Genomic DNA, 20,841 nt, shown 5'->3' with positions numbered 1-20,841 from the left:
CTCCGTGGTGACCGCCGAAGCCGGTACGGACGGCTTCGCCGTGTCGTCGTCCCCGTTGTGCCCGAGTTGAGTTGCCACGGCTGTGAGCGAGGTCACGGTCGATTTCTCGCCGTCGCTTTGGCTCGGCCGCGCACCTTTCACTTCGAACGCTCCAGTCTGCAAACCCGAGCGGTCGAAACGTCCCCCCGACCGCCCCCTTGCGCCACGAGACCGCGCGAGAGATTCGCGGAGGGGTCGGCACGCGCATTGCACCTGTCCTTCGCGAGCACCCGTACGGGTGCGGGGGGATTCCGTGACGACGACCAGTCTGTACGTCTCGAGTGCGGGCGCCGATGCGCGACTCAAACAGCTCGAGATGGTGGCGAACAACCTCGCCAACGCCGACACCGATGGGTTTCGTGCCGATGCGGCGTCTTTCGGACGCGCGCTCACGGCGAACCTCGAATCGGCGGACGCCGAACGCTCCCTGGGCCTGCACGTCTTCGTGAACACCCAGGGCCCGGGCGTCCGTCATGTCTCGGGTCCGGTCACGCGCACCGGGGGCGACCTCGACGTGGCGATCGATGGACCCGGCTTCTTCTCCGTACAGACGCCGGCGGGTGTCCGCTACACGCGCGCCGGCGGCTTCCAGGTCGATCCCGCTGGCCAGCTCATCTCCACAGCGGGGCACCCGGTGCTCGGCGACGGCGGCCCCATCAACGTGGGGCCCGGCGCAGCCCGGATCGATGCCGACGGCCAGATCGTGAGTGCCACCGGCGGCGTGCTCGGACGCGTCGCGGTCGACCTCTTCGAGGACCCGAGCCAGTTGTCGAAAGCGGGCGAGAACCTCTTCGAGGCGCCACCGCTCGCCCGTCGCCAGCCGGCGGGGGTTCGAAACCTGGTGCCGGGCTCGGTCGAGACCTCGAACGTGAAGCCCATGCAGGAACTCGCTCACCTCGTCGTCCTGCAGCGTGCCTTCGACGCCTCGATGGAGGCGTTGCAGGCCGACGACGCGGCGAGCAACCGACTGATTCAGGAGATGAACCGATGAGAGCCCTCTTCACCGCCGCCACCGGCATGGAAGCCCAGCAGACCCGCATCGACACGATCGCGAACAATCTCGCAAACGTGAGTACGAGCGGATACAAGAAGCAGGTCCCGCAGTTCGAAGACCTCTTCTATGAGACGCTCGCTGCGCCGGGGGCCACCGACGCTACCGGTCAGGCACTTCCCACCGGCGCCCAGATCGGCCACGGCGTGCGCCTCGGTTCGGTCGGACGCGTGCACACCCAGGGCGACCGCATCACGACCGGTCGCGAGCTCGATCTTGCCGTCGAGGGCGATGGCTACTTCCAGATCCAGACCCCGGGCGGCGAGACCGCGTACACCCGCGACGGTGCGTTCCAGGTCGATCAGGACGGCAACCTGGTCACGCGTCTCGGCTCGCTCGTGATCCCGACCATCAACGTTCCCACCGACGCTTCGAACATCACGGTCCTCGAGGACGGAACGGTCTCTGCCCTGGTGGGCGATGCGACGTCCCCCACGACCCTGGGCCAGCTCCAGCTCGCGCGCTTCACGAACGCTCCCGGCCTGCGCGGCCTGGGATCGAATCTGTTCGCGGTCTCGGAGGCCTCGGGGAACGCCGAGCTGGGCATCCCCAACCAGAACGGTTTCGGCGGAGTCTCCCAGGGCTTCCTCGAGTCGTCGAACGTCGACATGGCCGAGGAACTGGTGCGGATGATCCTGGCCCAACGCGCTTTCGAGGTGAACAGCCGCGTGATCCAGGCGAGCGACGAGATGCTACAGCGGGCGTCGAACCTGTGATCCCCGCCCTTCGACTTCGCTTTCGGCGCGCCGCACTCGGCCTCGCCCTGACGCTCGCGGCACTTCTCGCGCCGGCGACCGGCTCCGGCGAGGCAGCGGATCCGCTGGCCGAGATGATCGACGCCTATGTGCGAAACCGCGCCGCCGGCCCCGTGACGGCCGTCGAGGTGCCGGCGCTGCCGCAGTTTGCACTGGGCGACGACGACGACTTCGACGTCTCGATCTCCTCCCGCCCCGAGCAGCCGATGTCGGGCTGGGTCCCGCTCACGGTCACGGTCGCCCGCAACGGGGAGGAGGTCCGCACCGGGGTCGTCACGGTCCGCGTGAAGGCGCCGCGTTCGATCGTGGTCGCACGTCACCGCCTCGCCCGCGGTGCGGTCGTCCGCGCGGAAGATCTCGTCACCGAACAACACAGCGAGGGACGCCTCGCGTCCGACGTCCTCCAAGACCCCCAGTTCGCGGTCGGCATGCGCCTCCGGCGATCCGTCCCCGCGAAGCACGCTTTGCGGGAGCGCGACGTGGAGATCGCGCCCGTCGTGCAGCGTGGCCAGCCCGTGAAGCTCGTCCTCGAGAGCGGTCGGCTCCGCCTCGATACCACGGGCCGGGCACTCGAGGATGGTCGCCCGGGCGAATGGATCCGGGTGCGCAGCGCCGCGTCCCGTCAGGTGATCGAAGGACGCGTGGGCCGCAATGGAATCGTCTATGTCGAATCGTAGCCGCCTCGTCGCTTCGGTCCTGTTGGCCGCGACGTGTGCGACGGGTTGCGTCGAGCATGCGCTGATCGAATCGACGCGACCGACCGAGTTTGTAGAGAGGGAGCCGGAGGCACCGCCCGCACCGAATGAGGGCTCGGTGTGGCGCGGTACTACCGCCTCCGGCTCCTTTCTCTACTTCGACCGCAAGGCGCGGGGCCAGGGGGACCTGGTGACGGTCGTCCTGACCGAGAACCTGCGCGCCGAAGGGTCCGCGAATACCAGCCTCGACCGCCAGAGCACGATCTCGTCCATCGTGAGCTCGGAAGTAGGCCTCACCGACTTCCTGGTCGAGGGCTTCGAGAAGTTCCTCGACCTCTTCGGCATCACCAACACCGCCGCCCAGACGCTGGGAGGCGAAGAGCTGGCGGTGCTCGAGAGCCAGAGTACCAAGCGCTACGAGGGCGACGGTGAAACCAACCGCGAGAGCACGTTCATCGGCGTGGTGACCTGCCGCGTGGTCGAGGAACTGCCCGGCGACCTCTTTCGCGTCTACGGACGGCGCAAGATCCTCGTCAACCACGAGCTCCAGTTCGTGACGCTCGAGGGTCTGGTGCGCCGCCGGGACATCCAGATCGACAACACGGTGGCTTCGACTCAGCTCGCGGACGTGAAGCTCACCTTCGACGGAGTCGGTGTCCTCGACGACGAACAACGACCGCCGCTCTTCGGGCGCGTCTTCAGCTGGCTCTACCCGTTCTGATGAAACGCACCACCCTGCTCTCCTCGCTCGCCCTTGCTCTCGTGTGGAGCCTGGCCCTCCCGGCTTCGGCGATCCGCGTCAAGGACATCGCGATCGTCAAAGGCATTCGCGAGAATCAGCTGATCGGCTACGGGCTCGTGGTCGGCCTGGCCGGAACCGGCGACGGCAATGCCACGACCTTCACGAACCAATCGCTGGCGAGCGTGTTGGCCGGCATGGGGATCGGCGTCGACGCCGACGCGATCAACGTGAGCAACGTCGCGGCCGTGCTGATCACGGCCCAGCTCCCCCCGTTCGCTCGCGCGGGCGCCCGGCTCGACGCGGTGATCTCCTCGCTCGGCGACGCGAGCAGCCTCGAGGGCGGCACGCTCGCGATGACGCCGCTCTACGGGGCCGACGGCGAGGTCTACGCCATCGCCCAGGGTCCGATCTCCGTCGGCGGCTTCGCCGAAGGCGGCGGCGCCGGCTCGAGCGTGCAGAAGAACCACCCGACCGTGGGTCGCCTGGTGGGCGGCGCGACCGTCGAAAGGGAGCTGCCCTTCATGATCGCCGAGAAGCGGGAGTTCGAACTCGCGCTCCACCACAACGACTTCACGACGGCCCTGCGGATGGCCAATGCCATCAACGCCGCGGTCGGTCCGGGCGTGGCCTCTGCGCCCGACCCCGGCACCGTTCACGTCCGCTTCCCCGACGACTGGGAGGCCAGTGCGGTCGACTTCATGGCGGCCGTCGAGAGTGTCGAGGTCGAGCCCGATCGGTTCGCCCGCATCGTCCTCAACGAGCGAACCGGCACCGTCGTGATGGGCGAGAACGTGACGATCTCGACCGTCGCGGTGTCCCACGGCGCCCTGTCGGTCTCGATCAGCGCGCTGAACGAGGTGTCCCAACCCGCTCCCTTCGGCCAGGGCGAGACCACCCCAGTGACCAACGAAGTGGTCGAGGCCATCGAGGACGAAGCCCGCCTCTCGGTCGTCGAAGGCCCGGTGACGATCGCCGAGCTGGTGCGCGCACTGAATGCGATGGGCGTCACGCCCCGCGATCTCATTGCGATCCTGCAGGCGATCGAAGCCTCGGGCGCGCTCTCGGCGAAGCTGGAGCTGCTGTGAAGATCTCGTCCGCCGAGATGGGCACGGGCCTCCGCTCCCTCGAAGCGATGGCGGCGGGTGGCGAGCGCCTGAGCGTCGAACGGGTCGCAGGCGAGTTCGAGGCGCTGCTGATCGGCCAGATCTGGAAGCAGGCCATGAAACCCTTGGGGGTCTCCCACGTACTTTCCGGGGGTTCCGCGGGGCGCACCTACCAGGATCTCTTCATCGACGAGCTTTCGCGTCGCAGCGCACTCACGAAGGGGCTCGGCCTGGCCGAGGAGCTTCGCGGACAGCTGCGCCCATCCGAGTTGGAGCCGGAGCCCGCGAACGATGAATGATCTGCAGACGCGCCTGCTCGTGATCCTCGACGCCGAGGAATCTCTGTACGGCCGCCTGCGTGATTCGCTGCAGGAAGAGCGCGAAGTCGTGGCACGCCTCGACGCCGCGGGCCTCGAAGAGATCGCGCGCCTCAAGGAAGAGCTCTCGGACGAAGGACGGCTGCTCGAAGAGAGCCGCCGCTGCGTGGCGGACGAACTCGCGGCCTCGCTGGGGATGCCGGCGGGCTCGCGCCTCGGCGCGATCTGTGACCGCATCGGCGCCAGCGCCGAGCCCCTCGCAGCCGCCCAGCAGCGTTTGTCGATCCTCGTGAGCGTCGTACGCGAACTGCTGGAAGCCAACGTACTTCTCGCCGGCGAGAGCCTGTCCGAAGTCCGCTCCACCCTGCGTCTGATCGGGGGGCTGGCGGCCGAGCCGGCGACCTATCAGCCCGATCGCCTCGGGACGGCGCCCGCCGAAGCCGGCCGGCTCGTCCGGCGGAGCGCCTGATGTCGAGCCTGTTCGGAATCCTGGGAGTCGCCGAACGTGGCATGTCCGTCACGTCGCTCGGCATCCGCACGGCTGGCCACAACATCGCCAACGTCAACACCGAGGGTTTCAGCCAGCAACGCCAGGTCACGGCTCCCGGGTTCCCGATCAACACCGACGCGGGTCCGCTCGGGACGGGCGTCGAACAGCTGACGATCGAGCGCATCACGGACTTCTTCGTCCAGCGCCAGCTGATGCGCGAAGGCAGTCGACTCGGCGCGAACGACACCCAGACCCAGGCTCTGCGCGAGATCGAGACGATCCTCGACGAGCAGTCCGGACCGGGCCTGTCGGCGGCGCTCAGCAGCTTCTACGACTCCTTCGACGACCTCGCGAACGCCACCACGCCCGGCGCGCCGGTCGAGCGCGCGGCCGTCGTCACCGCCGGCCAGGCGCTGGTCGACCAGTTCGGCTCGCTCGACGCCCAGCTGCGCGACGTGATGGTCGGACTCGACAACGGGATCGCGAACGCCGTGCCCGCGATCAACGAGCTGACGGCACGCATCGCCGAGCTGAACGAGCAGATCGTCGCCACCGAAGTTCGCGCCCCGGCGAACGATCTGCGCGACATGCGTGAGTTGGCCATGCGCCAGCTGTCGGAGCTCGTGGACGTGCAGTCCTACGAGAACGACGACGGCGCCGTCGCGGTCACGCTCTCGAACGGCGCAGCCCTGGTCGAGGGCACGAGCGCAAAGACACTCGTCACCACCGGAAGCCCCGGGAACCCCTTCAACCCGGGCTTCGCTTCCGTCGCCGTGCAGGACGGAGGCAACCTCTTCGATGTCACCGCCGACATCGGGAGCGGTCGGCTCGGGGGCCTGCTGCGGAGCCGCGACACCCTGGTGCCCGCGGCGATCCGCTCGCTCGACACCCTCGCCTACAACCTCGCGAACAGCGTGAACACGGTGCACCAGGGGGGTGTCGGGCTCGACGCGTCGACCGGCAACGACTTCTTCACGGCCCCCGCGGCGGTCGAGGACGCGGCCGCGAACCTCGCGCTCGACGCCACGATCCTCGCGAGCACCGACGCGATCGCGGCCGGGACGACCTCCCAGAGCCTCGACAATCGCAACGCCCAGACCCTCGCCGAGCTTCGGGGCCAGCGTTCGGCGCTGTTCCTGCCCGGCGATCCGCCGGGCCCGGCGAGCGGACCGAGCCGCTCGATCCTGGAGCACGCGGGCGCCGTGATTTCGGACATCGGACAGCAGTCCCGCACGCAGCAGCTCTCGTTCGACCAGCAGACCCGCATTCTCGAGGGCCTGCAGAGCCGGCGCGACTCGGTGTCGGGCGTGTCGATCGACGAGGAGACGACCCGCTTGATCGAGCTGCAGGCCGCGTTCCAGGCGAACGCTCGGGTGGTCTCGGTCGTCGACACCCTGATGCAAGACGTATTGGGCTTGATCTGAGGACCTCCCATGGGCACCCGCATTACGCAATCGATGCTCTACCGCATGTCGCTGGCCAACCTGGACCGTACGCGCGGCCAGCTCGCCCGCACCCAGGAACAGGCCTCGAGTGGCCTGCGCATCAATCGACCGTCCGACGATCCGCTCGGCGCGGGTACCGCCCTGACCCTGCGCGCAGCCACCGACGCGGTCGAGCAGCTGCTTCGCAACGGTTCGGCCGCGCGTGCACGGGTCGCGGCACTGGACGACGCCCTCGCGTCGACGAGTGACCTGGTGATCCGGGCCCGTGAGCTGGCGGTGCAGGGCGCGAACAGTCCGGTGGGAGACTCCACCGCCGAGATCGCCCGCGAGATCGAATCCCTGTTCGGCGCGCTCGTTGCGAACGCCAACACGCGCTACGGCGGCGGCTACATCTTCGCGGGCTACGCCGCCGAGGCGGCCCCGTTCACCACGGCCGGCGCGTTCAGCGACGCTCCCCCGACCGCCCCGACCGTGAGCTTCGTCGGGGATTCGGGCGAGATCCAGGTCGGCATCGAAGAGGGGCAGACCGTCCGCGTCACGCTGGATGGACGCCGCGTCTTCCAGGGCGACGCAGACGGAGATGGCAACCCGGACGCTGGACGGGTGGATCTCTTCCAGGTGTTCGGCGACCTGCGCAACGCGCTGGTTGCCGGTGACGAAACCGCGATCGGCGCGGCCCTTCCCGAGCTCGACACCGCGCTCCGCCAACTCGGCACCGAGCGAACCGCCGCGGGAGGCGTCCTCTCCCAACTGGATGCCGCCGAGCAACGGCTCGCGAATCAGGAAGTACGGCTGGCTTCGCGCCTCTCCGAGGTCCAGGACGCAGACCTCGCGCGCGTGGTCTCGGACCTGGTGCGGCAGGAGACCGCCCTGCAGGCGGGACTCTCCGCGATGGGCCGCCTGATGCCGCCGAACCTGCTGGACTTCCTCGCCTGATGTTGGTCCTGACCCGACGTGACGACGAATCCGTTCGGATCGGACCCGATGTCCGGATCCGCATCCTCCAGATCTCGGGCCGCCAGGTACGACTCGGCATCGAGGCGCCGGCCGACGTGCTGATCGTGCGCGAGGAGCTCTATGACCGCGCCGCGGCCGCCAACCGGGACGCCGCTCTGGCCGACCCGAGCGATGCCGGATGAGCGAGACCACCCCGAGCGCGCCCGCCCATCTCGAAGGGTCGGAAAGCGCCGAACCCGCGGAGTGCATCTCGATCGCGCACCGCCGCGCCGGAGACCTGCGCGTCGCGAAGCGCGATGTCCTGTGCTTCGACGGGATCCCCGGCTTCCCCGAGGCACGCCGCTGGGCCCTCGTCGCCCACGACGTCCCGTCCGTCTTCTCGTGGCTGGTCAGCCTCGACGATCCGAACCTCGCGCTGCCCGTCGTCGATGCGCGCGCGCTCTTCTCCGGTTATGCGCCGAAGCTGTCGCGCAGCGTGCTCGACGCCGTCGGAGCCGGCGACGCCGAAGAGGTGGTCGTCCTGGCGATCGCCAATCTGCGCCACCAGCCCGCCGTGGTGAATCTCTCGGCGCCGCTCCTCGTACACGCGGGAACCCGACGGGGCGTCCAGGCGATCCTCGAAGAGGAACTCCCGGTCGCGGCTCCGGTGCCCGACGGCGCGCCGTCGCCGGGCGACGCCGCTCAGATCGAGTCGAAACCCCAGAGGTAGAGGGGCCAGGGCAGCAGGGGATCCAGCCGACGCCGCAGCAGGCGCGGCAGCTTCGCGCGCACGCGACCGCGAACCCCTGCGCCGAACAGGAGGTCCAGCGTCTCGGGCGCATCGAGCACGACGCTCTGCCCCAGGCTCTGCAGGCGCCAGTGCTGCTTCTCGTGGATCAGCTGCACGCCGGAGCCGTTCGGAACCCAGGTGCGCCAGATCGCCGGCGCGTCGAGCACGCGTGCCAGGGCGAAGGCTCCGTCGCGCGGCTTCGCGCCGGCCTGGATCAGTCGCTCGACCGCAGGCTCGTCGCTCGGTCCGCACAGCAAGGTGTGGGCACCGCTGCCGCGGACGAGATCCGCCAGACAGGCGAGGACGGCTCCCGGTCCGCCCGCCCACTCGTGAATCACGCCGGGGAAGTCGTCGCCCCGCCCCACCGCCGCGTAGCCCGCCGGGCTCCCGGCGACGCGCGCGACGCGCAGCACACAATCCGGAGCCGCGGCCAGCTGGCGCAGCGCGCCGGCCTTACGCAGGACCCGCTGGGGCTTCGCCGCGTAGAGCGACTCGAGGGCCAGCCAGTCGCGTTCCACCGGGGCCCCCACCTCGATCGGCGAGATGCGCGGCGGCTCCGCCGCGACGATGCGTTCTGCCTCGAGCGCGAGGAATCGTTCGCGCGACACCGGGTGGAAACCCAGCCGGGCATAGAAGTCCCAGGCATCGCTCCACAGCAGCACGAGCGGCAGGCGCAGCCGTCGCGCGTCGGCGACACAGGCGTCCACGCACGCGCTCGCGAAGTGCCGTCCCCGGTACGCGGGGTCGGTGTACACGTTTCCCACCAGGCCGACCCGCAAACGACGCCCCTGGGTCTGGATCTCGACGGGATGCAGCATCGCGTGAGCCGCAGGGCGTCCCTGCTGATAGATCACGTGGTGGCGCCGCGTGCCGCTCGCCCCCATCGACAGCGGGTACTCGGAGGCCAGGCGACCGTGTTCGCCGCGGCGAAGCCCGTCGTCCAACCAGTGTTCCAACGCGGCGTGCTCCGCGTCGGTGCGCGGGGCGCGAGGACGGGGAACTTGAAGCGAGAGCGACTGCGGACGAGCGAAGAGCGGTTCCATGAGAAGCGACTGAGCAAGATCGATGCCACGCCAGAACGCCCTCCGAGTGCCGCAGGGCGGCAGTCGCGTTTCAGCGCGAAACGTTCGCAACCGGTCTGCAACTCGCAGCTTTCGATCGCGCTCGCGCAAGTCGGCGCCGAAGGGAGCGTTCCCATTCGGGGCGATCCCGCCCCGCCGATCCCTGGCACGCGCCTTGCTCTCTTCGACGGCGGCTCCGGAGGAACACGGGGAATCCGGAGTCGAGCTGACCGTGTGCCTGAGGCGCGGTGGCTCCCCCCGCGCGGAACGCACGCACCTTCGCAAGTCGCGAGGCGTGTGCGCGAAGCGAATGGCTGCCAAAGGATCGGCAGGCATCACTGTCACGGAGGAATCGAACCACCATGGGTCTTCGGATCAATACGAACCCGGCTTCGCTGAACGCTCAGCGGAACCTTTCGAACAGTACGAACATGCTCCAGCGATCGCTCGAGCGTCTCTCCTCGGGTCTCCGCATCACGCGGGCCTCGGACGACGCTGCGGGCCTCGCCATCTCCGAGCGACTGCGCGCGGACGTGCGCAGTCTCCAGCAGGCTCAGCGAAACGCCCTCGACGGCATTTCGCTCCTGCAGGTCGGTGAAGGCGCGCTGAACGAGACCAGCGGCAACCTGATTCGGATGCGTGAGCTCGCGATTCAGGCCGCCAACGGCACGCTGGGCGCAGGTGAGCGGACGACGCTGAATCAGGAGTTCTCGGCCCTGATCGACGAGATCGACCGCGTCGCGGCCGTTACCGAGTTCAACGGCACCGCGCTCCTCGACGGCACGACGACCTCGGTCTCGTTCCAGGTGGGCGCGGACAACACCGCCAACGACCGCATCTCGGTCGCCGGTGTGGACGCCACCGCGACGGGTCTCGGCGTGAATGCCCTGGCGATCACGACGTCCACCGACGCGCAGAACGCCCTGGCCACCCTCGACACGGCGATCGACTCGGTCGCCGGTCTCCGCGCCGACTTCGGTACGGCGCAGAACCGGCTCGAATCCACGATTCGATCGATCGCGGTCAGCGTCGAGAACACGGCCGCTGCCGAGTCGCGCATCCGCGACGTCGACGTGGCCTCGGAGACCGCAACCCTGACGCGGTTCCAGGTGCTCCAGCAGGCGGGCATCTCGGTGCTCGCCCAGGCCAACGTGTCTACGCAGAACGCGCTCTCGCTGCTGCAGTAGTCGGCCGAAATAGGGTGGCGCGGAGCCCGCGCCTCCCGGGCGGCGTCCCTGTCAGGCCCAGGGACGCCGCCTCGTTTTCGGGCTCGAGATCAGGCCTGATCGACCGGGGGACGACGCATGGGATTGCGGGTTGGCGGACTCGTCAGCGGCCTGGACACGAATGCCCTCATCGAAGGCCTGATGGCCTTCGAGCGGCGCCCGCTCGACCTGGTCAACACCCGGCGCGACGACCTGCGCGCCGAACGCTCCCTGTTCGTCGAACTCAACCGCCGACTCGACGCCCTGCGCGACGCGGCCGCGGCCCTCGACAACCGCAACAGCCTCCTCTCCGGTCCCGCGACCGAGGAGGAGCTCCTCGCCTTCACCGCCACCTCGTCCGACGAAACGGTGGCGACGGCCACGGCCAACTCGAACGCCAACCCAGGCACTGTCGAGATCTCGGTCCAGAACCTCGCCCAGCCGGCGCGCGTGGTCTCTTCGACCTACGTCACGGATACCGGGATCATCGCCCAGGCCGGCCGCACCCTGTCGATCGATCACGGCGGCGCCAACCCGATCGAGATCACGGTCGGCGTCAACGGTGCCTCGCTCGTCGACCTCCGCGGAATGATCAACGAAGACGTGAACAACGAAGGCCGCGTCCGCGCCGACGTGATCTTCGACGGTTCTCTCTATCGCCTGGTGATGAGCGGCACCCAGACCGGGGCGGCGAACGATGTCGTGGTCACCTCGGACATCCTGGGCGAGCCCTTCGGCTTCGGCCCCTTCGTCGATCCGACGTTGAGCGAACCGGCCGAGGACGCCGAGCTCACCGTGCTCGGGCTTCCGAACGTCACGCGCCCCAGCAATGAGATCAGCGATCTGCTCCCGGGGCTGACCTTCAACCTGCTCTCCGAAGGCGCAGCCTCGACCCAGATTCAGGTGGCGCGCGACGACGAGACCATCAACGGACAGTTCCAGGCGTTCATCGACGCGTACAACAGCGTCACCCAGTTCATTCGGGATCAGGCCCGCTTCAACGAAACCACCGAGTCGGCTGGGCCGCTCTCGGGCGACTCGACCCTTCGCGACATCGAGCTCCGGATCCAGGGCCTGATCGCGCAGGGCTTCGAGTTCACCAACAACCCCTTCACGTCGCTCGGCAACCTCGGGGTATCGCTCAACGGCGACGGCCTCCTGGAGCTCGACGCCGAAGCGCTCGCCTCGGCCCTCGAGACCAACTCCCCCGCCGTACGCCAGTTGCTCGGTGGCGCCGAGGTGGACGACCCGGAGAATCCGGGGGAGACGATCTTCTCGAACGGCATCGCCTCCCAGCTCGCGACGCTGCTGGACGGCTACACGAAGGATTCGGTCGACGACGAAGGCGAGACCGTCACCGCCATCCTGACCGGGCGCCTCAACGGCTTCGACGACCGCATCGCCAGCCTCGACGAACAGATCGCACGCCTCGAACTGCGGCTCGAGGAGCGCGAGACCTTCCTCGTCCGCCAGTTTACCCAGCTCGAATCCGTGCTCGCCGGGCTCCAGGGGCAGCAGAACTCGCTCCTCGGCCTGGTCCAGGTCAACAACAACAACAACTAAGCCCCCCGGAAAGAATGACGCGCGTTGGTCAACCCTTATCTCCAGAACGAGATCCGTACCGCGAGCCCCGAGGCACTGGTCGTGCGCCTCTACGAGCGCGCGATCCTCTGCGCCCGTGAAGCGCGTGAGCTGACCGAGGCCCAGCAGGCCGAGACCCGGAACGCCCGTCTCCGACGTGCCCTGGACATCGTGAACGAGCTTCGCAGCTCCCTCGACATGGACCGCGGTGGCGAGATCGCGGCCAACCTCGACGCGCTCTACGAGTTCGTGTCCCACCGCCTGCTGGCGGCGGGCATGCAGTCCGAGGGAGAGCCGATCGAGGACGCCTTGCGCATCCTCGAAATCCTCGTCGAACCGTGGCGTGAGATCGCCCACGGTGCGCGGGCGGCGTCGTGAGCACCTCTCTCGGCGCGCTCCTCGCCCGGCTCCAGCGCGAGACCGTCGCACTGGGAGCGGCAATCGACGAAGCGGATCTCGCCCCCCTCGAGGCCGCCCTCGAGCGCCGTGGCGCCTGCCTCGAGGCCATCCGCGCGCGACTCTCGGAAGAGCCCGATGATGCGGCGATCCGCGAGGTCGCCCGAGCCGCCTTGGAAGCCGCAGCCCCCCTCGAGGCCCAGCTCACGGACCGGCTGACCCGGGTCCGCGAAGAGCTGGCGTCGGTGCGGGGCGCGCGCGTGCAGCTGCGCCAGAACGCGCCGAGCGACGGCCCCCGCTTCGTCTGCGAGCGGGTCTAGTCACTCGCCGTGAGCGACGCACCCGAAACGATCCCCACCCCGGCGCTGCTCGAGGCGAAGCTCGAGGCCGCGCAGTCGGCCGCGACGGCCGACCTCACCGCGCTGCTGGGCAAGGCCGTCGAGTTCCTCGACCCCGAGATCGCGACGATCGAAACGTCGGACGTCGCCGACTCGGACGCGCCGGTCATCCATCAGCTCTGCCAATCGACCGGGACTCCCCCCTACGAGATCCACATCGTGATCCCACGCCCGGAAGCGGTGCAGCTGGCCGCGCTGCAGATGGGCGAAGAGGCCGACGAGGGCCGGGAGTTCGACGCAGAGGTCCGCGCCGCCTTCGGTGTCGTCACCAAGCTGATCCTCTCGACCCACCTCGCGCCGCTCGAAGAAGACGGCGTTCCCGAAGCCGAGGCGAAGGATGCCCGCGAGATTCCGGAGCCGGCGTCTGATCCGACCTGGATCATCGGCGAGCGCTTCGTCCGGGTTCGCTACCGACTCGTCATCGAGGGCCAGCCCGATGGCCGCTGCGACATCTTGTGGCCCTCGGGCGATGCGACCGTCGCCGCTGAAGCCGGCGACGGGGGCGTGCTCTGCGTGTTCTCGGACGACGAGGACGAACAGGTCGCGCTCGAGGATCTCGCGGCCGAGCTCGACTGGCCGGTCAGCCTCCTCGCCCCCCACCAGACCCGTGAGGAGTGGCAGGAGAGCTTCGACCATGCGATCGCGATCGTGGTGCCCTGGCAGCTCGGCGGCCGCGCCGGGCTCGACCTGGCCGAGTCGTTCCTGGGCGACCCCGTGACGAGCCAGATCCCGGTGCTCCTCTCTTCGGAAGCCCCGACCGAGTTCATGGTGCGGTCCGCGCTGCGCGCGGGCGCACACAGCTTCCTGATCCGCCCCTATCGCGCCGACGAGCTACGGGCCCGCATCCTCGGGTCCAGCTCGCCTGCGGAAACCGACGAGGGCGAACCGGCAAACGAGGACGCGGCCTAGTCGACCATGCTGAGGAGTGCCTTGCCCATCCGCCCCTCCGGTACGCGAGAATGCGTACACGTTCTACCGAGAAGTGCGCACTGCGTCACTTCGACACCGGTGGCGCACACCTCCCGCCATGGACTTCGTCGCCATCCTGGGAATGCTGTGTGTCGCGTGGACCTTCGCGGAGATCGTCCGGGCCTCGCACGGACGGTCGGCGCCTCGGTTCGGAGCCGTCGACGCGCGAGGCCGATCGATCTCGGTCACCGTCGACCGACGCTCCAGGGATCGACGTACGCAAGACTGATCCGCGCGGTCCAATTCTCCTTCGGTTCGTTCCCGTTCCTTCCGATGGAAGGCAACGAACCTTGCGGGGAAAAGAGATGACCGAAGAGCGAAGACGGCGCATTCGCTCGCTGACCGACGAAGCGGCCGAGCCGGAGGCGCCCGAGAACGCCTCTCCCGCGGACGCGGGCTCGCCGGGCGTCGACGTGGACACGTGCCTGGACTCCTTTGCCTCGATGCTGCGGCATTGGGGGCGCGGCACGTTCGACCTTCCGAGCACAACGGGCGCTGATGCCTCGAACCAGTTCGAGGCGTGGGCACGCCACCTCTTGCTCGGAACCCCGCCGCCCGGTGCTGAAGACGAAACCTCCCAGGTGCGGGATTGGATCGAGCTCGATCGCTTCGTGCGTCAGCACCGGAGCGAGGAACGCGAGCACGTGATCTCCAGCCTCCAGGACCTGCGGCAAACCCTCTGGGTGTTCGTGGAGTCGTTCAGCAAGGCGGTGTCCGCGGATCGATCTTCGGACGCGCGCGTGAAGAGCCAGCTCACGAACCTGCGCGAGGCGGTGAAGGCCGACGACACGAGCCAGCTCCGTCAGCAGGCGTCGGCAGCAGCCAACCTGATCGAGGGTGTGATCGAGGTTCGCGCGGCGCGCTACGAGAACCAGATCGAGCGCCTCTCGTCCCGACTCGACCAGCTCGCGACTCAGCTGATCGAGTCGCGCGAGAAGGGCGCGATCGACGCGCTGACGGGCGTCTACAACCGGGCCTCCTTCGACGAACACCTGACGCGCGTGACCCAGCTCGGAGCCGTGCTCGGTAGCTGTGCCATCGTCTTCATGATCGACGTCGATCATTTCAAGTGGGTGAACGACAAGTACGGTCACCAGGTTGGAGACGAGATCCTGCGGAAGGTCGCACGCGGCCTGAAGCGCTGCCTGCGTCGCCGCGACGACTTCGTCGGTCGGTACGGCGGCGACGAGTTCGTCGCCATCATCCGGGGTCGCACGCAGAAGGAGGCCCTCGAAGAGGGCGAACGGCTCCTGTTCGCGATCAAGGAGATCGAGGTGCCCCACGAAGGCGAGACCGTCCGCGTGTCCGCCTCGATCGGGGCCGCCGTCCTGATCTCGGGCGAGACCACCAAGGAGTGGTTGGGTCGGGCCGACAAGGCCATGTACGAAGCCAAACAGGGCGGCCGCGAGCGCGTCTCCGTCGCGGATGGCGACTCCGAGTAGCACGGAAAGAAGGTCTCTCCTCGTTTCACTCTGAAACGGGTTCGCGTTTCAGACTGAAACTCCGGGCGCCCAGGATGCACTCCCAACGCGCGCCACGCTGGCACGCAACTTGCCTTCCTACCTCTCGATGAATCGGGAGGTCGGCATGGCGGCAATCGAAGCGCAGGGTCTCGAGAAACGCGACTACTTTCGCGTCCAAACCCAGTTGCCACTCCGGGCGCAGGTCATCTCGGCTGGCGAGCGAAGTCGCTTGGAGCGAGAGATCTACGCGGGCGAGACGGGCGACCTGGGCGACGTCGACCCCCAGCTCGCCGCGTGGATGGACCGTCTCGAGGTCAAGCTCGACCGGATACTCGAGATCCTCGGAGAAGACCGGCAAGAGCTGCGGCCCAGCGAGGTCCACGATGTCGTGATCTCGGGCAGCGGGATCAGTTGGGTCACCCAGGACCCGGTCGCGCACGATGCGACGCTCCTGCTCGAGTTCGAGCTGCCCGGCCCGCCGGCCCAGCGCGTTCGTTGCCTGGGCGTGGTGGTCCGGACGATCCCGCGCGACGATGGAAGCGAGGTCGCCTGCGGGTTCTCCGCGATCCGCGAGGAGGATCGCGAATCCATCATCCGCCACTGTCTCGATGTCGAGCGCTTCGCGCTGCGTTCACGATCGACGGCTCGGGACGACGCGTGAAGACCCGTCGCGGAAGTCTCGGCGCGAGCCTGGCCGTCGCGCTCGTGTGTGCCTCGTTCGCCGGGGCAGCGCCCGAGGTTCCCGGACCGAGTGCCTTCGCTCTCCTGGCGCCACGCGCATTGAACGCGGGTTTCATCGACGGGGCCGGAAACTGCCGCGCCAGCGACGCGCTGCACCCCGAAATCCGTGCGGTACTCGAAGAAGTACGCAGCGGCACGAATCCGACAGCGTCCCAGCGTTCCCTCGATGCCGCGGAGCGCGAGTGGGGACCGTCGGGGAAGGCGGATCGCGCCTGCCAGCATCTCGAGTTGGCGCGCGCGTTCCTCCGGGCTGGGCTCGCACCCGAAGCCCGCGCCGAGGTCCGGCGGGCCGAAGCCCTGCTACCCGCCGGTCGACTCTGGAAAGAGGTGGCCACCTACTATCGGGCGGAGGCAGCCGTGCTCGAAGGCCGACGCGAGAGTGTCGCCGCAGCGACCTACCGAGCGCTCGAGGGCTCGGAACGAAAGACCCTCGCGCTCGCGGCCCGCTTGCGGCGGACCGACCTCGAGCAAGGATGGCCCCTTGCCGACGTCACGCGCGAGATCCAGAAAGCGTTCGAAGCCGATCTCGAAGAAGCCCGCGACCGCGGTCTCGACCTCTCCACCTGGGGACCCCGCGCCGCCGAGTTCGCCATCGACGCCGGGCAGCTCCGCTCTGCGCACCGCTGGTTGGCCGACGCCGAACGTGTGGAGGACGGCAGCGGCGTGGCGACGGTGCGCAAGGCTGACGTCCTGATCGCCCTCGAACGGCGAGAAGACGCGCGTCGTGCGCTGCGGCGGGTCTCGCAGAGCGGGAGTTCGGAGGCCGCCCGCGCCCTGGCCCGCGTTCGCCTCGCCGATCACGGCTTGCTCGGGGAAAGCCTCGAGGCACGCATCGAGCGGCTCGAGCCCCTTACCAAGACCGCGCACCCCGCGGTGCGCAGCCAGGCCCGCGACGCCCGGCTGGAGCTGTTGCTGGAAGCGGATCGCCTCGACGAGGCACTGATCGAAGTCGGGCGGCTTTCGCGGGACAGCAGCCCAGAGACCGCGAAGCCCCGTTTCGCGGACAACCTCGACCGGGCGATGATTGCGGCGGGCGCCCCCGAGGCGCCGTGCCCACTCGTCATCAAGCGACTCGGCAACGAACGCGACGCGTTCCTGCGGCGCGCTTCGGACCCGGGGCCGATGCTGGTGTTGGGCGACTGCTTCGTCGAGCTCGGCCTGGCACCGGCGGGCCTCGATGTCTACCGGGGGCTCGCGCGCCGCTTCGGCATCGAAACCGGCGAGCTCGGGCTGCGAATCGCCAAGGCCTCGATGGCCCTCGATCGCGTTGCCGCCCTCCGCGCTTCGCTGCGCGCGCAGCGCAACGACACGCGGCCCACGGCCCAGGCGCAGCGCGCGAGCCTCGAGTGGCGCTGGCTCGAAACGCGACTGGCGATCCTGGAGGAGCGCGACGCCGAGGCCCTCGCGAGTCTGCTGCGGCTGCTCGATGAGGAGACGCTCCCCGAAGCCATGCGCGTCGACGCAGAAACGGAGCTGGGCTTCGTGGTGTTGCGATCGCGGGCCCGAGGCGACGAGGTCGACACCGACGCGATCTCCGTGGCGTTGCTGCGATCGCTCAACGTCCCCGTGGCAGCCGTTCATCGAGAGGACCGGGGCCAGGCGTGGCTGTGGGCGAGCGATCTGCTGGGAGAACGCGGCCGACCCGTAGCCGCAAGGTCCGCCTTCCTGCGTGCCAGCGAGCTGCTGCCCGAGGGGCCGCGCCAGGCGCGGGCGCGCTTCCGCGCCGAGTTGACGCCCCCTGCGCGGGCCACCAACGATGTCGACCCCTCGATGTGGAACCGCTTGAGCCGAGCGCAAGACCGTGTCGACGACCTGCGAGCGGCGTTCGAGGGAGAACGCCCCTGAGTTCGAGCGACCTCGATCTCGAGACCCATCTGCGAGAGATGCGCGACCCGATGGCGCGCATCGAGCTCGCCGCGAGTCAGTGGCTACGTGCGCCCTACCCTGCGCCGGAAGGTTTCGCGACGACGATCCGCGATGCGCTCGCCGACCTCGATGCGCGCATTCAAGAGGCGCTCGCTCGGCTCGCGCCGTCCGCCGAAGTGCCGGAAGGGGATGCGGCCGGAGCGCTGCAGAGTCTCCTGGGTCAGCTGCGGCCGGTGCTGGCGGCGCGCGGCGTCCGACTCGATCCCTTCGAAGCGACCTCGGCGGTCTGGCCGGTGGACGCGCGCCTGGCGCGTCGCTCGTGCATGCACTTGCTGCGCGAGGCCGCGAACTGGACGGGTCCGGAGGGGCGACTGCAGCTGGCGGCGGCGCGATCCCCCGAGCACCAAGGCCTGTCGTTGCGCGCCCATGCCGGGGCCACCCCCCGGAACACGCCCGAACGGCCCTTCGAGGAGAGTGAGCGCTTCGCGCGGACGTCGGGCAGTCGCCTGACGTGGGAGGCGAACGCCCCGCTGCTCGAAGCCACGCTCTGGTTCTGCGAGGGAACCGCGAGGTGAACGTCTGGGTCCGGGTCGCCGATCCTCATTTGCAGCGGGACGTCGCCCTTGCGACGCGCCGCGCGGGACACGGTGCGTGGGAGGCCGATGCCGACGCACTGCCGCGGGATCGCGATGCCCATTTCGACGTCGCCGTCGTCGACCTCTCCGATGCGACGGGCTGGCAGATGCTGCGAACCCTGCGCAGCCAGGTTCCGCGCTTGCGACTCCTGGCGATCGGGCCCGCCCGCGAGCGGGGTTCCGTGATCCGCGCCCTGCGAGAAGGCGCGCACGGTTTCCTGCGGCGGCCCTTCGACGTCGAATCTCTCGAACGGGCGCTGGAGAGCGTCGCTTCCCGCGCGCGCAGGCGCCGCACGGACGCGGGCCTCGTCGCCGAGTCGCCCGCGATGCGACCGCTGCTGGCACACCTCGAGCGGGCGGCGCGCAGCGACGCCACCGTGCTCCTGACCGGAGAGACTGGCACCGGGAAGAGCCATCTCGCCCGCTGGCTCCATGAGCGCAGCCCGCGCGCGGGCAACCCGTGCGTGGAACTCGACGCGGGCGACCTCCGCGGAGAAGGCGACTTCGTGACCGCGGCGGCGGGGCAGCAGGCGGCCCCCCTCGAGCTCGCCGATGGCGGGACGCTGGTGCTCGAGGGCATCGAACGACTCTCTCCCCACGGCCAGGAGGCCGTGCTGCGGCTGCTGCAGCACCGCTCCGTGCTCCACACGCACCCCGCGGTGGATGTTCGGGTGGTGGCGACCAGCCGCTGCGATCTCGATCGGGCGGTCGCCGAGGGCCGCTTCTCCCGCGATCTCCGCGAGCGGCTCCGCGTCATCGACCTCCTCATCCCGCCCCTCCGCGAGCGGCGCGAAGATCTCCTACCGCTGGCGCGCCGCTTCCTGGCCAGCTTCGCGCCCTCCGCAACCCTTCCCCAGGCCCCGCTCCCGAGCGACCTCCAGCGCGAGCTCGCGCAGCACGCCTTCCCGGGGAACCTCCACGAACTCGAGAACTGGATGCGGCGCACCGCGCTCGACATGCCCGCCGCCGGACCGGAGCCTGCCGCCACCGCGACGACCGCGCATCGCATCGACGTCGAGGGATTCGATCTCCGCGAGATCGAATGCACGGTGATCGCTCGCGCTCTCGAGGTGGCCGAAGGCAACCGGGCCATGGCCGCACGCGCGTTGGGCATCAGCCCGCGCACGCTGCGCAACAAGATTCGACGCTACGCGCTCGACTGAACCCGGGCCGCGGGGTCGAATCTTCCGCGGCGCGTTTCAGCCTGGAAGGTCCCTGCAAGGCGATTGCAACGGACCGCCCACCAAACGCGACGGGACCGCGCGACGCGGCGTTTCGGGCTGGCACGCCCATTGCAGTTTCTTCCCCCGAACGCCTCGCACTCGCGAGAACGGAGGGAAGCATGGAGAGGCTGCTGGCCGGCCCGATCGGCGTGCTCGAGGACGCGATGCGCTTTCGCGCCACCCGCCAGGGGGTGCTCGCCGCGAACGTCGCCAACGCCGACACCCCGGGCTATCGGCGGATGGACATCGAGTTCCAGGACGCCCTCGATCGAGCGGCCGAGACCCTCGAAGCGACCCGCTCTCGCCACCTGACCGCGGGGCCGGAAGGCGTGCGCGTGGTCCGGGGTCCGCGTGGCACCCGTCCCGATGGCAACGGGATCGATCGTGACCAGGAAGCCCTGACCCTGTCACGCAACGCGGGCGCCTTCACCAAGCAGGCCAACATCCTTTCGCGGGTCTACGTGATCGCCCGCATCGCCGCGACCGGCGAGCAGCGCTAGCCGGAGGATTCCCCATGAAGTTCGGTGACATCATGGACATCGCGGCCTCGGGCCTCACCACCCAACGGGCCCGGATGGCCGCCGCCGCCTCGAATCTCGCCAACGTCCACACCACCCGGGACGACTCGGGTCAGGTGTACCGCCGCCGCGATCCCGTGATCGCAGCACGGCCCGTGGGCGGACCCTTCGGAAGCACGCTGGATCGCGCGCTCCGCACTGTCCAGGTGCAGGAGGTCGCGATCGACTCACGGGCCCCGATCGAACGCTTCGACCCGTCGCACCCCGACGCCAACGAAGAGGGCATCGTCGCGATGCCGCGGGTGAACGTCGTCAACGAGCTCGCGAACGTGATGTCGGCGAGCCGCTCCTATGAAGCCAACCTGGTCATCGTGCGCAAAGTGCGCGAGATGACCGAAGCCGCGATGCAGATCGGACGCTGA

24 protein-coding genes are annotated in these 20,841 nt (G+C 69.2%); 23 read left to right on the top strand and 1 reads right to left on the bottom strand.

Going from position 1 to position 20,841, the window contains the following annotated elements; all coding sequences use genetic code 11:
• Window positions 1-292: 292 nt before the first annotated feature.
• From flgF to AAF430_03130, 11 genes are read left to right on the top strand one after another with little or no spacing between them, the layout of a single operon-like run.
• Window positions 293-1,030, top strand: coding sequence for a flagellar basal-body rod protein FlgF (gene flgF / locus AAF430_03180; GenBank protein MEM7409223.1), 738 nt, complete (start codon window positions 293-295; stop codon window positions 1,028-1,030).
• Complete coding sequence (gene flgG, locus AAF430_03175; protein ID MEM7409222.1) at window positions 1,027-1,806, top strand: flagellar basal-body rod protein FlgG; 780 nt, start codon at window positions 1,027-1,029, stop codon at window positions 1,804-1,806. Before flgF ends, flgG begins: the two co-directional genes overlap by 4 nt.
• The gene (gene flgA / locus AAF430_03170) at window positions 1,803-2,522 is read left to right on the top strand and encodes a flagellar basal body P-ring formation chaperone FlgA (GenBank protein ID MEM7409221.1); all 720 of its coding nucleotides are present in this window, start codon (window positions 1,803-1,805) and stop codon (window positions 2,520-2,522) included. The genes flgG and flgA overlap by 4 nt, the downstream gene beginning before the upstream one ends.
• Window positions 2,497-3,261 (top strand): flagellar basal body L-ring protein FlgH, encoded by a 765-nt coding sequence (locus AAF430_03165; protein ID MEM7409220.1) that lies wholly within the window; start codon window positions 2,497-2,499, stop codon window positions 3,259-3,261. The genes flgA and AAF430_03165 overlap by 26 nt, the downstream gene beginning before the upstream one ends.
• Window positions 3,261-4,367, top strand: coding sequence for a flagellar basal body P-ring protein FlgI (locus tag AAF430_03160; GenBank protein MEM7409219.1), 1,107 nt, complete (start codon window positions 3,261-3,263; stop codon window positions 4,365-4,367). Before AAF430_03165 ends, AAF430_03160 begins: the two co-directional genes overlap by 1 nt.
• A complete protein-coding gene (locus AAF430_03155) occupies window positions 4,364-4,684 on the top strand; it encodes a rod-binding protein (protein ID MEM7409218.1) in 321 nt (106 codons plus the stop codon). The genes AAF430_03160 and AAF430_03155 overlap by 4 nt, the downstream gene beginning before the upstream one ends.
• Window positions 4,677-5,171 carry a flagellar protein FlgN gene (locus tag AAF430_03150; GenBank protein MEM7409217.1) on the top strand — a complete coding sequence of 165 codons (495 nt, stop codon included), beginning with the start codon at window positions 4,677-4,679 and terminating at the stop codon, window positions 5,169-5,171. The genes AAF430_03155 and AAF430_03150 overlap by 8 nt, the downstream gene beginning before the upstream one ends.
• A complete protein-coding gene (gene flgK, locus AAF430_03145) occupies window positions 5,171-6,616 on the top strand; it encodes a flagellar hook-associated protein FlgK (GenBank protein MEM7409216.1) in 1,446 nt (481 codons plus the stop codon). Before AAF430_03150 ends, flgK begins: the two co-directional genes overlap by 1 nt.
• Before the next feature lie 9 nt (window positions 6,617-6,625).
• Window positions 6,626-7,573: a flagellar hook-associated protein FlgL gene (flgL, locus tag AAF430_03140; protein ID MEM7409215.1), complete on the top strand. Its 948-nt coding sequence runs from the start codon at window positions 6,626-6,628 to the stop codon at window positions 7,571-7,573.
• Window positions 7,573-7,776, top strand: a complete 204-nt coding sequence (gene csrA, locus AAF430_03135) for a carbon storage regulator CsrA (protein ID MEM7409214.1) — start codon at window positions 7,573-7,575, stop codon at window positions 7,774-7,776. The genes flgL and csrA overlap by 1 nt, the downstream gene beginning before the upstream one ends.
• Window positions 7,773-8,303, top strand: coding sequence for a flagellar assembly protein FliW (locus AAF430_03130; GenBank protein MEM7409213.1), 531 nt, complete (start codon window positions 7,773-7,775; stop codon window positions 8,301-8,303). The genes csrA and AAF430_03130 overlap by 4 nt, the downstream gene beginning before the upstream one ends.
• On the opposite strand, the gene AAF430_03125 is transcribed toward AAF430_03130, so the two are convergent.
• Window positions 8,276-9,319 carry a GNAT family N-acetyltransferase gene (locus AAF430_03125; protein MEM7409212.1) on the bottom strand — a complete coding sequence of 348 codons (1,044 nt, stop codon included), beginning with the start codon at window positions 9,317-9,319 and terminating at the stop codon, window positions 8,276-8,278. The genes AAF430_03130 and AAF430_03125 overlap by 28 nt on opposite strands.
• Before the next feature lie 467 nt (window positions 9,320-9,786).
• On the opposite strand from AAF430_03125, the gene AAF430_03120 reads away from it, so the two are divergent.
• The 12 genes from AAF430_03120 (at window position 9,787) to flgC (ending at window position 20,841) form a co-directional block, all read left to right on the top strand.
• The gene (locus AAF430_03120) at window positions 9,787-10,611 is read left to right on the top strand and encodes a flagellin (GenBank protein ID MEM7409211.1); all 825 of its coding nucleotides are present in this window, start codon (window positions 9,787-9,789) and stop codon (window positions 10,609-10,611) included.
• Between the two features lie 117 nt (window positions 10,612-10,728).
• Window positions 10,729-12,192, top strand: a complete 1,464-nt coding sequence (gene fliD, locus AAF430_03115; protein ID MEM7409210.1) for a flagellar filament capping protein FliD — start codon at window positions 10,729-10,731, stop codon at window positions 12,190-12,192.
• Window positions 12,193-12,216: 24 nt separating this feature from the next.
• On the top strand, window positions 12,217-12,588 hold the full coding sequence (gene fliS / locus AAF430_03110) for a flagellar export chaperone FliS (GenBank protein MEM7409209.1): 372 nt from the start codon (window positions 12,217-12,219) through the stop codon (window positions 12,586-12,588).
• Complete coding sequence (locus AAF430_03105; GenBank protein MEM7409208.1) at window positions 12,585-12,926, top strand: hypothetical protein; 342 nt, start codon at window positions 12,585-12,587, stop codon at window positions 12,924-12,926. Before fliS ends, AAF430_03105 begins: the two co-directional genes overlap by 4 nt.
• A 9-nt stretch (window positions 12,927-12,935) precedes the next feature.
• A complete protein-coding gene (locus AAF430_03100) occupies window positions 12,936-13,913 on the top strand; it encodes a hypothetical protein (GenBank protein ID MEM7409207.1) in 978 nt (325 codons plus the stop codon).
• A 365-nt stretch (window positions 13,914-14,278) separates the two neighbouring features.
• On the top strand, window positions 14,279-15,415 hold the full coding sequence (locus AAF430_03095) for a GGDEF domain-containing protein (GenBank protein ID MEM7409206.1): 1,137 nt from the start codon (window positions 14,279-14,281) through the stop codon (window positions 15,413-15,415).
• A gap of 145 nt (window positions 15,416-15,560) precedes the next feature.
• Window positions 15,561-16,097 carry a PilZ domain-containing protein gene (locus tag AAF430_03090; GenBank protein ID MEM7409205.1) on the top strand — a complete coding sequence of 179 codons (537 nt, stop codon included), beginning with the start codon at window positions 15,561-15,563 and terminating at the stop codon, window positions 16,095-16,097.
• Entirely contained in the window at window positions 16,094-18,022 is a 1,929-nt protein-coding gene (locus tag AAF430_03085) for a hypothetical protein (GenBank protein MEM7409204.1), read from the top strand. The genes AAF430_03090 and AAF430_03085 overlap by 4 nt, the downstream gene beginning before the upstream one ends.
• A 38-nt stretch (window positions 18,023-18,060) precedes the next feature.
• Complete coding sequence (locus AAF430_03080) at window positions 18,061-18,618, top strand: hypothetical protein (GenBank protein ID MEM7409203.1); 558 nt, start codon at window positions 18,061-18,063, stop codon at window positions 18,616-18,618.
• Window positions 18,615-19,841 (top strand): sigma 54-interacting transcriptional regulator, encoded by a 1,227-nt coding sequence (locus AAF430_03075; GenBank protein MEM7409202.1) that lies wholly within the window; start codon window positions 18,615-18,617, stop codon window positions 19,839-19,841. The genes AAF430_03080 and AAF430_03075 overlap by 4 nt, the downstream gene beginning before the upstream one ends.
• A gap of 179 nt (window positions 19,842-20,020) precedes the next feature.
• Window positions 20,021-20,401: a flagellar basal body rod protein FlgB gene (gene flgB / locus AAF430_03070; protein MEM7409201.1), complete on the top strand. Its 381-nt coding sequence runs from the start codon at window positions 20,021-20,023 to the stop codon at window positions 20,399-20,401.
• Window positions 20,402-20,415: 14 nt separating this feature from the next.
• Window positions 20,416-20,841, top strand: a complete 426-nt coding sequence (flgC, locus tag AAF430_03065) for a flagellar basal body rod protein FlgC (protein MEM7409200.1) — start codon at window positions 20,416-20,418, stop codon at window positions 20,839-20,841.

The organism is Myxococcota bacterium (genome assembly GCA_039030075.1).
In the GTDB taxonomy this organism is placed as follows: domain Bacteria; phylum Myxococcota_A; class UBA9160; order UBA9160; family SMWR01; genus JAHEJV01.
The sequence above is the reverse complement of the archived record's forward strand: the minus strand, read 5'-3'. Positions and strand labels throughout refer to the sequence as shown.